This is a genomic window from Brevibacillus halotolerans (genome assembly GCF_026891775.1).
Lineage (GTDB): Bacteria > Bacillota > Bacilli > Brevibacillales > Brevibacillaceae > Brevibacillus_B > Brevibacillus_B halotolerans.
Map to the genome: position 1 here is coordinate 59,638 of NZ_JAPTNK010000015.1, position 11,517 is coordinate 71,154.

Sequence of the window (11,517 nt, forward strand, 5' to 3'; positions counted from 1 at the left end):
CAGCTTTCAAACCAGAAAGCTGTTATTTTTTTCACTCCGATAAGCAGTAACGTACTTATTAAAATCCCACTTGTTTAAGAAGTCCTCCGCTGCCTTTTTCCCTGAATCAAATAACTCTTGTCGTTGAGCGGCGCTTAAATGGAAATCAATGGCGCTATAGCCCTTGGTAGGAATGAAAACCGTGCGAATAGCTTCTGCTTTTTTTACATGAAACCGATCATGGGCGTCCATCATGGTCATCAGCAACGCCTTGGATAAACCGTATAAGCTTTTCACTGTTTGAGGACGAACAGGAACCGACCTATCATTTAAACGAAAGCCAAAGGTCGGCCATAAGGGCCTTTCCTTAGAATCAAACAGCCAAACGGGAAAATTACTCAATAGACCACCATCTACAATGATATGAGGGGTCTTGTTTTTATACAAAAAATAGGGTTGGAAGAAATAGGGGATTGCACAGCTCATTCGAACTGCTTTTGCGATCGGGAAGGTTTCTGGGTTAATTTCAAAATCAGGTAGGTCATCTGGTAGGGTTAGCATGGTGCCAGCACTGATGTCAGAAGCGATGATGCGTAATTTTTCTTTCGGCAAATCACCAAAGGTACGAATTCCTTTTTTGAGCAATAATTGACTGACAAAACGTTCGATTTCATCACTGGGATACAAGCCCTTTTGGACGATCAGGTTATAGCATGAGCCAAGATAAGGAACTTTCGATAAGCCTTTCCTTTTTAAAAATTGCAAAAAATTTAACGTTTCGAATATCTCCCGAAGCTCTTGATGACGATATCCGGCAGCCAACAGAGCGGCAACGATGGAACCTGCTGACGTGCCAGCAACGCTCTCCCACTGGTATCCATGCTGTTCCATCGCTGTAATCGCTCCAATCAAAGCTATCCCCTTCATGCCTCCCCCTTCAAAAACCGCATCTACTCGCATGTGCTCCCTCCATTCATACAAGGATGAATCCACAAATAGTTTATGCGGCAGGATAGTTATCCTACTCCTGAAAATTAGGGATAAAAAACACAAAAAAGCAAGCTTATCTGGCTTGCCTTCTGTGCTACATGGAATCTGGTTTAGTATCCGTGTCCTCTTTTTGTTCGTCTTCCTCTCGAATACGCATGAGTTCAGCAACACGTGAAGGATCCTCTTTTAAAAATTGAACCAAATACTCTATGCTAGCAATGGATTCCCAGCTCAAGTGGTGTTCAATTCCCTCAACGTCCTTATAAATTAAATCCTGATCGACACCGATTAGCGTCAAGAAATCTTCCAGTAATGCATGTCGTCGTACCAAACGCTTACCTACTTTTTTTCCTTTAGCCGTTAAGACTAGCCCGCGATATTTTTCATAGACTAAGTAATTGTCTTTATCTAGTTTCTGTACCATTTTTGTAACAGAGGACGGATGCACCTCTAATGCTTCTGCAATATCGGACACACGAGCATATCCCTTGGTATCAATTAAACTATAAATTCTTTCCAGATAATCTTCCATACTTGGAGTTGGCACTCTCATCCCTCGTTTCAGCCAGTATCACCAAAGACATATGACTCTATCATACCGCTTTCTTTGCTTTTGTTTCAAGGGAAAGTTGAAAGATTTTCCGGCATTTGCTAAAATAATTGTCCTATTTTAATTTTTTGGTCATCCAAACCAGTTCCTTCCCCAAGTTCACAAAGCGTTCCTGAAGACGTTCGTCCTGCAAGGTGTTGTCCTCTGTAAACGCTTTATAGGAATTAGAAACGCTCGGAGAACCTGGTAACGGATAAGCATGCAAATTACGGAATATAAGCTGTAGTGTATTAACCGTATTCGTTGCTCCCATACTTCCGCCTGCTACGCCAATAATTGCGACTGGTTTTCCCTGTAAAAATCGTCCTTCCAAAAAATCAAACGAGTTTTTCAAAGCACCTGTAATGGTTCCGTGATATTCTGGAGAACCAGCCACAAGTGCATCGGCTTCCGCTACTTTCTTCACAAATTGATGAACAATCTCTGGATACGTACTAGCATCGTTTCTAGCATCATATAGAGGCAGTGGCCACTCAGCTAAATGAATTAATTCAACTTCTGCCCCTTCCATCTTTGCTGAATCTAAAACAATTTGCATTACCTTTTTTGTGCTGGATTCAACATTCATCGAGCCTGCTATTCCAACAATCTTCATTAAGAAAACATCCTTCCCTCTAAAAAAGCATTCCATTTATTGCTTTTCGTTTATTTCTATGATAACGAATCTCATTATTTGAGTAAACAAATTTATTTAATAAGTATAAAAATCAAGCTGTTGTTCTGAATGAACAGGCTCCCCTCATAGACTGATATCAGGATATAACTCCTTGTCTTCTTCAACATTTTTCCAACAAGAAGGAAGATGGTCAATGATAAAAAAAACCTTTCGTGTCACGTCCTTACTTACATCCTCGATGCTTGGGGCGGGATTTCTCAGCGGTTATGAATGGTTGCGGTTTTTTACCTACTACGGCACCTGGGGTTCCATTGGTTTAATCTTGGCTATTATAGCGATGACTTGGATTCTGTATGAATCTCTTCACCTAGCCTATCGAAATCAGCTATTCTCCCTGTCTCAGTTTTTAGCCCACCTTATCGGGCCACAGCTCACTCATGTATTTGGTTTCTTTACAGCTCTCATCATCATCTTATACAGTGGGATCATGTTAGCGGATCAAGCAATTTTTTTGGAGCAGACAACCTCCCTATCACCACTGCTTGGTTTACTTGTTTTCCTTGTGCTCGTCTTTTTGGGCGCTAGGCTCCCCAACGCTTCCTTAGCTAAAATAGCCGCAGGGTGCATAGTGGGAGCCGTCATCATTGTATTGTTTTTATATAGCAATCAAACTCATATTCCATTACCCAGTTTATCTTATCAACTAAACCTAAAATGGCTTTGGAATGGATTATTATTTACTGGCCTGCATCTATTTTTTAGCATGGCTGTGCTTCTCCCTTTGGTGCGCGAAACAGAGTCACTTTCTTCATTGCGACTTGGCATCGTATTAAGCAGCTTATTGTTTGGTGTTATTGGATTGTTCATTCATTTGCAAATTTTATCGCATTGGCATGATGTTCATACCCACCTCAAGCCCATTGTGGAAATTTTGATGGCTCAATTGCCGTATAGTGTGTATGCTTATCTGCCTATAAGTCTCGGACATGTCATTATACTGGCAAGCATCCTCCTACGCAGTCTAACTGACCCGTTACTTCAGGAGACGCAGGTGAGTGAGCTACCGCTTGTTCTTACCTTAGTAAGCTTTGTAGGGGTAATCTCCTTCTTTGGCATCTTCTTCTCCTTTCTTTACCCCTTGCTTTACAGCACGATCACTTATGTTGGCCTCGCTTTATTAAGCATTCTCATCGTGCAGTTTAGCGGCAAGCGTAAGCCTCCACAGGATACCAACGATACTTGATACTTTGTTCCGACTACACAACAGCACAATAAGGCAGCGATTGTTTTTGCATGACAAAAAGCGCTTCTCCTTGCAGAAATAACTTCTGAAAGAGAAGCGCTTTTTTCATTAATCCCTATATGCTTGCCCCTAGTATTGCGAGTTAGATACCTCGCCCTTTACAATGGACACACCCGCACTTGCACCGATCCGGCACGCGCCAGCTTGAAGCATTTTTTCAACATCTGCATAGCTACGAATACCGCCAGAGGCTTTTACCCCTAACTCAGGACCTACTGTTTTTCGCATTAAAACTATATCTTCCACAGTGGCTCCGCCTGTTGAAAAGCCTGTTGATGTCTTTACAAAGTCCGCTCCAGCTTTCACGGATAATTTACACGCACGTACTTTTTCTTCTTCAGTGAGCAAGCACGTTTCAATAATAACCTTGACCAGTGCTTTGCCTTTTGCTGCTTCTACTACTGCACGGATATCCTGTTCAACTAGCTGGTCATTTTTGTCTTTTAATGCACCAACGTTTATTACCATATCTACTTCAGTAGCACCGTTTTCAATCGCGTTCGTTGTTTCATAGGCTTTCAGCTCAGGAGTGTTCACGCCTAAAGGAAACCCGATAACCGTGCACACCTTGACCTCTGGAGCTTCCTTCAAAAGCTCCGCACACAGGCTTACCCAAGTAGGATTCACACAAACGGAAGCAAATCGATATTCTTTTGCTTCTTCACAAAGCCCTACAATCATGTCTCTAGTTGTATCCGGCTTTAGTGCTGTGTGATCAATATATTTTGCTACGCTTTCTTTGGACATGTACATCCCTCTTTCGCAACCGTTATCAGTTATCTATTCTTTAATCTCACAATAAACCAACGGCAATGCTTCCACTGGGCCTTTGGAGAATCCATATGATTGATAGATACGTTCAATCACCTGATCGACGTCCTGTGTATTACTGTGGATCGTTACAAGCGACTCCCCTTGCTTCACCTGATCCCCTACTTTTTTATGCAGGATCAGACCAACCGCTAGGTCGATTTCAGATTCTTTCGTAGCACGTCCTGCTCCTAAAATCATTGCCGCTGTACCAATATCATCGGCTATAATCTCGGCTACATAACCATCTTCCTTGGCTGGAACCTCTATTGTAAATTGAGCTGTTGGCAAACGCTCCGGTTGATCGACAACGCTAGCATCTCCGCCTTGTGCAGCCAGGAAGGTTTTAAAGGTTTCGAGTGCTTTGCCGTTTGCAATCACTTCTTCGAGCTTGGTCCGCGCTTCTTCTAGACTTGCCGCTTCACCTGCTAAATAAACCATTTGAGAGCCTAATACTAAGCAAAGTTCACGCAGATCTTCTGGCCCTTCACCTTTTAACGTGTCAATTGCTTCCTTCACTTCTAAAGCATTTCCGATTGCAAAACCAAGGGGCTGACTCATGTCAGAAATAACGGCCATCGTTTTACGCCCTACTTGGTTACCGATTTTAACCATGGTACTAGCTAGTTCTTTCGCATCATCTAACGTTTTCATGAAGGCTCCGGCGCCTGTTTTTACATCCAAAACAATGGCATCCGCACCAGAAGCAATCTTTTTACTCATAATCGAGCTTGCAATTAATGGAATGGAGCTTACTGATCCTGTGACATCACGTAAGCCATATAGCTTTTTATCAGCGGGGGTAAGATTACCGCTTTGTCCAACTACGGCTACTTTATTTGTGTTCACTAAACGGTTAAATTCATCATTATCAATCTCGACATGGAAGCCTGTTACTGCTTCTAGCTTGTCTATTGTACCGCCTGTGTGTCCTAGACCACGACCAGACATTTTTGCTACAGGAACACCTACTGCCGCAACTAGCGGAGCAAGTACTAGCGTTGTAGTGTCACCAACACCACCTGTACTGTGTTTGTCTACCTTTACACCTTCTATAGCGGACAAATCAATCTGATCACCTGATTCAACCATGGCCATTGTCAGATAGGCTGTTTCTTCTGGAGTCATCCCCTGAAAGTAAATCGCCATAGCTAAAGCAGACATTTGATAATCCGGAATAGATCCATCCGTAAAACCCTCAACGATAAAGATAATCTCTTCTTTGGTCAGTTCTTTCCCATCGCGTTTCTTTTCAATTAAATCGACCATTCTCATATTGATCACCTGCTGTTTCATTATGTATGTTGACAGCTACTACCGTGAGATTACCTACTTCAGTATCTCCATCTTCACCTTACCAGCCTCATGAAAAAATGTCAAATCTCGTTTGAACATTTGTCCAATTCGTATCATATATAAATGGAGCCCTATTCAGAAGGTAGTAACGGTCTGCTGTCTTTAAAAAGGGTAAGCACCTATTTTAAGACATTTTGTGAAGATTACAAGCATGAATTTTCGAAAAGCAAAAAGAGGCCTGCTCCATAAAGGGAAGCTTGCCTCTTTTTCTTGCAATCTAAAGGTCATTTCAGTTGTTTTATTCCCTTTTTATTTTTTTAATAATTCCTTGGCAGTATATTGATCAGTAACCAAAACATTATTATAGCCACCACGGATTGCTCCCCTAATTGCCTCTAGCTTGGTTGAGCCTCCAGCGACTAAAATAGACCGTTCCTTACTCTTGAGCTCCTCTATCGGGATACCAACTGTCCGGTTCGTTAGCTCTTCATTTACAATGTTACCCTCCTGATCGTAGAACCGGGAGCAGATATCGCCAACTGCCCGCTCGGCTAACAAGGCTAAATCATGTTCACTAAAATAGCCTAATCGAAACAATAAGGCATCAGACATCACTCCACCTACTGTAAAGATAGCAATGTTAGCCTTTCGTGCTAGTTCTAGCTGTCGTTGTATGTAACGATCTGTCTCTACCGTTTCTTTTACCAACGCTGAGTCGACGATTGCGGGTAAAGGCAAATAATGCGGCGTAGTCTGGTAGGCTTGTCCAAACAAATGCAATACCTCTGAGGCATAGGTATTTGTTTGCGAATGGCTCACACCCCCCTTTAATTGTACCACCTGTGCCCCCTGAATGGCTTTTGGCTGCAATTCCATAGCTACTCGATACATTGTCGTACCCCACGTAACTGCGATGATATCATGATCTGTGACAACCTCATGAAGATACTGTGCGGTTCGTTTCCCAATCATTTCTTTAATGAGTGTCTCGTCATTAGTCGCTACTGGTACAACCATAACAGCTTTTAAACGATATTTTTGCGCGAGTTCCAGCTCAATGCGCTGAAGACTTTCCTCTGGGTCCATAATTTCAATGCGCACAATGCCTTCTGCCTTGGCTTGCTGTAGCAGTCTCGATACAGTTGGTCTTGATACACCTAGTTGCTTAGCAATCTCTTGTTGACTTAAATCCAATTGATAATACATTTTAGCTGCTTCGACCATCTTACTAATTTTATTTTCTTCCATATGTCACCCGTACCTTTACGTCATCTATCAAGACTATACAAGCAAACCCATGTTCTAGCAACCTTAATAGCCACCTTGATGTTTGAAACCAGATTGGCTTGCGCAGATTAGTAATTAAACATGTAAAACGGAGGTATCATATGCCTTACTTTATTGCAAATGGCGCAACCATTCACTATGAGATAAAAGGGGAAGGGCTTCCGATTTTGTGTATCCACCCTCCTCTGCTTACAGGCAGCATTTTTTATTATCAGCAAAAAGAGCTGCAAGACCGCTATAAGGTGATTACAGTGGATTTGAGAGGACACGGCAGGAGCAGTATTTCAGCCCATCCCTTTACCTATGAAGGAATCGCATCTGACTTACATCTATTATTAGAGCATCTCTGTATTGAACAAGCCGTCCTGTTAGGCTATTCTACCGGAGGCTCTATCGCATTAGAAATGATGTTAAAAAAACCTCAGCACGTCAGAGGTGCAATATTATTAAGCGGAATGGCCCACTGTAGAAGTCCCTATCTGCATCGATTAATTACGATTGCTGAAAAGTTAGCTCGACGAGGGGCTCTACACACATTATCAACGGTGATTGGCTATAGTAATTCTAATAATTTCCTTACGTTTATACGAAATTATAAAGATGCCATAAAAGGAAACCCAATAGGGATTGCTGACTATTATCACTATGCTGCTTGCTACGATGTGTTGGATCGCCTCCACGAGATCAAGTTCCCCATTCTTTTATTAACGGGTGAAAAGGATCCGCATTTTACCTGCTTTGCTAAAGAAATGGCTTCTCTCTTACCGATGGCAAAAATTCGTTCCATTCCTCGTTATAAGCATCAGCTCCCTACCAAAGCTTATCATGAGGTTAATTTATTGGTTCATCAGTTTATTAACAGCTTTTGCCTTCAGTCTCAATAGCAGTTACCAGCATCAATGCTGAAGGGATGCTTCAGCAGCGTACAGGATCGATGCAAACAAAGAAATACACGTCATGAATTCAACCCGTTAGCATAGAGGATTATTCAAAAAAACCGACCGCAGGCTGTACAGATCCCACGGTCGGTTAGCTTTTTTCCTCTTTATTTTCCATTTCCAATAGCTACTCAAACAGGTAATCCTGATGTTCAAAAGCCCCTTGTACGTACTCCTGCAACTCTTTTTGGAAAGCAAGCAAAGGTTTTTGATGAATCAAGTTTTACAAAAATAGCTACTGTATTTACAAACATGCTCATGATTGTCTCAGTATCAGGGTGTTCTTGGCTTCTAGATAAGAACTGTCATTACTTGATCATATGGCAGGGGAAAACCAACGAAACTGTCGTTCCCTCTCCTACTGCTGAGGTAATGCTCACCTGATGATCTAATTTCTCGCTAATCTGTTGTACTAAATATAGTCCCATTCCAGTTGATTCTCGATATTTACGCCCATTCTCTCCAGTAAAGAAAGGACGGAATACCCGTTTAATATCTGCTTCGGGAATGCCTACTCCTCTATCGGTAATTTCTAATCTAACCTCTGTCTCCTCTTGGGTTGCAGAAATTGTAACCTTTTGCTTAGTGCCTGCGGAATATTTAATGGCATTCGTAATAATTTGATTTAACATAAAAGGAAGCCATTTCGAATCCGATTTCACATACAGCCCATCCGGAATTTGTACATCTGGATAAACCTGATTGCGAATAAAATAGGTTTTATTCTCCTGTATGACCCGTTGTACAATAGGCTTTAATTCAACAGAATCAACACGAAAGTCTCGCTCAAATACTTCTAGGCGGGATGTATGCAGGACCATTTCTAACCCTCGTCCAATCCGCTCTGCCTCTTCTCTGATACTTGGGAAAGGTGGATCATCCTCATCCTGTACTAATAACTGAATGACAGATAGAGGTGTCTTCATCTGATGAACCCACTGATTCATGAAAGTAACATGCTCGTCCTTCTTCCGCTCATGCTCAAGGATCATTTGCTGATACATCCGATATTGACTTTGCATTGCTTCAGCATACGCTTCACTAACTGGTGTTTCGTGAAAATCAACTAAAGAATCCTCCAGCGTTTCCATTGGCTTTTCTAAATGCAAATAAAATTCTCTTGAGCGGATGTAAGTAATAAAAAGATAGATAGCTAACAAGCCTATACTTAAAACAAACATATAGATTAACACGGAGTTTTTGGCATACCCGTCTAATAATAAGATGAACAAAACAAACAGCAATTGAAAAACCTGAAAGAATATCAGCCGCAGATGTTCACGAAAGAACAACTTCACGCTTCATTCCCCCACGTTAGCACTAAACGGTACCCAGCTCCACGTACTGTTTCAATCGCATCTTCAATCCCTAATTCCTGAAACTTTTTACGGACACGTGTGATATTCACATTTAATGTATTATCGTCCACGTATACCTGATCATCCCATAAGTTTTCTAGCAAACGCTCCCGACTCACAATGCGAGGGTAGCGTTTCATTAGCTCCTCAATTAATACAGCCTCTTTTTTGGTCAAACTCACCATTTCATTATGTAAGGTGAGCTCCATTCGTTCTGGGTACAATGTTAATCCAGCCTGTTGTACAATTCTCTCCTGCATTTTAGGCGCATAATCTCCATAGTTGCGGCGTAAATGGCTGCGGATTTTGGCCATCACAACATCATAGTGAAACGGTTTAGCTATATAGTCATCTGCTCCGTTCTCCAAGCCTAGAATCTGATCCATTTCGCCTGCTCGGGCTGAAATGAACAGGATTGGACATGTAGAAATTTTTCTGATTTGACGGCACCAATAATAACCGTCGAATTTTGGCAAATTCACATCTAAAAGAACCAACTGTGGATTCAGCTCTTGAAATTCCTCTATCACACGTTCAAAATTCTTCACAATAACAGCTTGATATCCATATTTTTCAATATAACTTTGTAAGAGTTCAGCTAGTTTGGGATCATCTTCCACGATGTATACAGTATTTACGTTCATCTCATTTTCCCCTTTTCCAACCGTTTGCTTCCCTTTAGTTTATCACATTTTTATCCTAATACATTATCGCCTACCAATAAAGTCAATGATACAAAATCGGCGACTGTCTGCCAAGTTAGTGAACGACCATTTCCCGACAAGCTGCTGCGCATTGATAGCAAGCATGAGCGCAGGCCTGACAATGATCTTGTTCAAACTGACTGCATATTTTTGCACATGCTTCGCAGATTTCCGCTGTTAATTTGCAGATTTGACTACAAAACATGCTGTCCAAGGATAATGCACTAATTGCTAGCATACATATCTCTGCACTTTGCCGTACGATGAAAAGACAATCTCGGTATTTATTCAGATCACTATTCTGTAGACAGGCTGCATAGCATTCATTGCAGGCCTGTAAACAAGCTTTACACACTTGTAGACAATTCGCTACCTGTTGAGGTGTTACTTGCATCTTTTCTACCTCCATCTCTTTCGTTCCTATTATTTACCCGTCGTGAGAAAAGGAGAATCAGTAGATCATCATTCAAACACTCAAATAAACATTTGAATGTTTGGCGTTTTGGTTATATAATATAAATCAAACAAGGCAACAATACATAAACATCTATCCACGTTTAAAGGAGTATAGCTTACTGATTTCTTGTTGAAAGGAGAATTTATATGGGACACCATCATGATCATTCTCACGGAGGACATCATCATCACGGGAAAGGAGCGAACAAGCGCGCTCTATTGATTTCCCTATTCATAATCACTGCTTTTTTAATTGTAGAGGTAATTGGCGGCTTTCTCACAAACAGCCTTGCCCTTTTGTCGGATGCAGGGCATATGCTAAGCGACTCTTCTGCTCTATTTCTTAGTCTGATCGCCATGTTTTTTGCCACTAGAAAACCTTCAGCCAAAAAAACATACGGCTTTTATCGCTTCGAAATCCTAGCCGCGCTCATTAATGGTGTAATGCTCGTGGTTATCTCCCTTGTCATCATTTGGGAGGCTTATCAACGATTCTTCGCACCACCTGAAGTAGCAAGTCTGTCGATGATGGGGATTGCGTTCGTTGGTCTATTGGCTAACATTGCAGCCGCCTTCGTTCTGATGCGTGGTGATTACAAAAACAACCTGAATATTCGTAGTGCTTTTTTGCATGTCCTTGGTGATCTATTGGGATCAGTAGGGGCTATTCTAGCAGGTCTTCTCATGTGGAAATTCAATTGGTATATCGCAGACCCCATCATCAGTGTAGTAGTAGCGGTTCTAATTATGTTAAGCGCCTGGCGTGTTACTAGAGATTCTGTTGATGTTCTCATGGAAAGCACACCAGCTTCTATAGACGCTGATCAGGTTTCGGATGCTCTATCCAAGATTAAAGGAGTTACTAGTGTGCATGATTTACATATCTGGACGGTTACCTCTGGATTTGATTCACTCAGTTGCCACTTACATGTTAAAGATGGCTTAGCCAGTTACCCTATTCTGCAAGAAGCGTTACACTTGTTAGAACATCAATTCGGCATTACACACTCCACCATTCAAATTGAAGATTCAAGTATTTTACATCAGGAGCTTTTATGTGAAACAGGACCTCAAACAAGTGACAAGCATGAACATAATCACAGTCATTAACCCCCAAGTCTTTCCTTTATTAGGAAAGACTTTTTTCGATTAAACTTGTTTGATTTCGAT

General features: G+C 41.5%; 12 protein-coding genes. 3 read left to right on the forward strand and 9 right to left on the reverse strand.

Annotated features, from left to right (window positions below):
- Window positions 1-6: 6 nt before the first annotated feature.
- From O0550_RS17700 to O0550_RS17710, 3 genes are all read right to left on the reverse strand, one after another.
- The gene (locus tag O0550_RS17700) at window positions 7-939 is read right to left on the reverse strand and encodes a patatin-like phospholipase family protein (RefSeq protein ID WP_003337918.1); all 933 of its coding nucleotides are present in this window, start codon (window positions 937-939) and stop codon (window positions 7-9) included.
- A gap of 124 nt (window positions 940-1,063) precedes the next feature.
- Window positions 1,064-1,516, reverse strand: coding sequence for a transcriptional regulator MntR (mntR, locus tag O0550_RS17705; protein ID WP_003337919.1), 453 nt, complete (start codon window positions 1,514-1,516; stop codon window positions 1,064-1,066).
- A gap of 118 nt (window positions 1,517-1,634) precedes the next feature.
- A complete protein-coding gene (locus O0550_RS17710) occupies window positions 1,635-2,174 on the reverse strand; it encodes an NADPH-dependent FMN reductase (RefSeq protein ID WP_258426956.1) in 540 nt (179 codons plus the stop codon).
- Window positions 2,175-2,388: 214 nt separating this feature from the next.
- Between O0550_RS17710 and O0550_RS17715 the strand changes: the two genes are divergently transcribed.
- Window positions 2,389-3,438 (forward strand): hypothetical protein, encoded by a 1,050-nt coding sequence (locus O0550_RS17715; RefSeq protein ID WP_181749458.1) that lies wholly within the window; start codon window positions 2,389-2,391, stop codon window positions 3,436-3,438.
- Window positions 3,439-3,567: 129 nt separating this feature from the next.
- On the opposite strand, the gene deoC is transcribed toward O0550_RS17715, so the two are convergent.
- The 3 genes from deoC to deoR all read right to left on the reverse strand — a co-directional run bounded on the left by deoC (window position 3,568) and on the right by deoR (window position 6,852).
- A complete protein-coding gene (gene deoC, locus O0550_RS17720) occupies window positions 3,568-4,245 on the reverse strand; it encodes a deoxyribose-phosphate aldolase (protein WP_258426957.1) in 678 nt (225 codons plus the stop codon).
- 33 nt (window positions 4,246-4,278) lie between these two features.
- Window positions 4,279-5,583, reverse strand: coding sequence for a pyrimidine-nucleoside phosphorylase (locus O0550_RS17725; RefSeq protein ID WP_003337923.1), 1,305 nt, complete (start codon window positions 5,581-5,583; stop codon window positions 4,279-4,281).
- A gap of 330 nt (window positions 5,584-5,913) precedes the next feature.
- Window positions 5,914-6,852, reverse strand: a complete 939-nt coding sequence (gene deoR / locus O0550_RS17730; protein WP_258426958.1) for a DNA-binding transcriptional repressor DeoR — start codon at window positions 6,850-6,852, stop codon at window positions 5,914-5,916.
- A gap of 140 nt (window positions 6,853-6,992) precedes the next feature.
- Between deoR and O0550_RS17735 the strand changes: the two genes are divergently transcribed.
- The gene (locus O0550_RS17735) at window positions 6,993-7,775 is read left to right on the forward strand and encodes an alpha/beta fold hydrolase (RefSeq protein WP_003343960.1); all 783 of its coding nucleotides are present in this window, start codon (window positions 6,993-6,995) and stop codon (window positions 7,773-7,775) included.
- Between the two features lie 362 nt (window positions 7,776-8,137).
- Here O0550_RS17735 and O0550_RS17740 read toward each other — a convergent pair whose 3' ends face one another.
- The 3 genes from O0550_RS17740 to O0550_RS17750 all read right to left on the reverse strand — a co-directional run bounded on the left by O0550_RS17740 (window position 8,138) and on the right by O0550_RS17750 (window position 10,285).
- Window positions 8,138-9,127 (reverse strand): sensor histidine kinase, encoded by a 990-nt coding sequence (locus O0550_RS17740; RefSeq protein ID WP_258426959.1) that lies wholly within the window; start codon window positions 9,125-9,127, stop codon window positions 8,138-8,140.
- A complete protein-coding gene (locus O0550_RS17745; protein WP_003337929.1) occupies window positions 9,124-9,831 on the reverse strand; it encodes a response regulator transcription factor in 708 nt (235 codons plus the stop codon). The genes O0550_RS17740 and O0550_RS17745 overlap by 4 nt, the downstream gene beginning before the upstream one ends.
- 115 nt (window positions 9,832-9,946) lie before the next feature.
- The gene (locus tag O0550_RS17750) at window positions 9,947-10,285 is read right to left on the reverse strand and encodes a four-helix bundle copper-binding protein (protein ID WP_035318894.1); all 339 of its coding nucleotides are present in this window, start codon (window positions 10,283-10,285) and stop codon (window positions 9,947-9,949) included.
- Between the two features lie 209 nt (window positions 10,286-10,494).
- On the opposite strand from O0550_RS17750, the gene O0550_RS17755 reads away from it, so the two are divergent.
- Window positions 10,495-11,457 (forward strand): cation diffusion facilitator family transporter, encoded by a 963-nt coding sequence (locus tag O0550_RS17755; protein ID WP_258426960.1) that lies wholly within the window; start codon window positions 10,495-10,497, stop codon window positions 11,455-11,457.
- Window positions 11,458-11,517 lie beyond the last annotated feature (60 nt).